Source organism: Rhodococcus sp. 15-649-2-2, from assembly GCF_002258645.1.
Classification (GTDB): domain Bacteria; phylum Actinomycetota; class Actinomycetes; order Mycobacteriales; family Mycobacteriaceae; genus Rhodococcoides.
Genome location: NZ_NPFM01000036.1, coordinates 1 through 507, shown reverse-complemented (window position 1 = coordinate 507; position 507 = coordinate 1). Strand labels below are relative to the sequence as shown.

Annotated in this window: 3 protein-coding genes; all 3 read left to right on the top strand. The window is 60.7% G+C overall.

All coding sequences use genetic code 11. The features are described from left to right. The coding region (locus tag CH305_RS28805) for a carboxyl transferase domain-containing protein (RefSeq protein WP_143545329.1) at positions 1-145 on the top strand (145 nt) is incomplete at its 5' end. Continuing rightward, positions 142-369: an acyl-CoA carboxylase epsilon subunit gene (locus CH305_RS26935; RefSeq protein WP_094705646.1), complete on the top strand. Its 228-nt coding sequence runs from the start codon at positions 142-144 to the stop codon at positions 367-369. The genes CH305_RS28805 and CH305_RS26935, both read left to right, overlap by 4 nt. A 14-nt stretch (positions 370-383) precedes the next feature. Continuing rightward, on the top strand, positions 384-507 hold a 124-nt coding region (locus tag CH305_RS26930; protein ID WP_141217629.1), incomplete at its 3' end, for a biotin carboxylase N-terminal domain-containing protein.

Here is a 507-nt window from a genome sequence, read left to right as displayed (position 1 = left end):
CCCGTACGTCGCTGCCGAGCGTGGGTACCTCGATGCCGTCATTCCACCCAGTCATACCCGCGGTCAGATCGTGACCGCGCTGCGTCTGCTCGAACGCAAGCAAGTCACCCTGCCACCGAAGAAGCACGGAAACATCCCACTATGAGCGGCGAAGCGAATCACTTTGCAGCGTCGGATAGTTGGTCGTTTCGAGGGTGCCCGACCGACACCGACATCGCCGCTGTTGTTGCTGTGTTGTCCGCGGCGCAGCCGTCCGTGGTCCAAGAACCTTCGCCGGTACTGGATCTGTGGGGTCGCCCGGAAGACATGCACCGTTACGGACTCGCCAGTGCCCCAGCTCTTTTCGTCAATGCCCGATACGGCCAGTGAAGGAACTCGACAATATGACCACGTCCAATTCTCATCGGAAGATCACCAAGGTTCTTGTTGCCAATCGTGGTGAGATCGCGGTGCGGGTGATCCGGGCGGCTGCTGATGCCGGGTTGGCCAGTGTCGCTGTCTACGCCG

What these genes read in the sequence shown, in the direction of transcription:
- CH305_RS26935 (WP_094705646.1), top strand. Translation starts at nt 142, where the DNA reads ATGAGCGGCGAAGCGAATCACTTTGCAGCGTCGGATAGTTGGTCGTTT.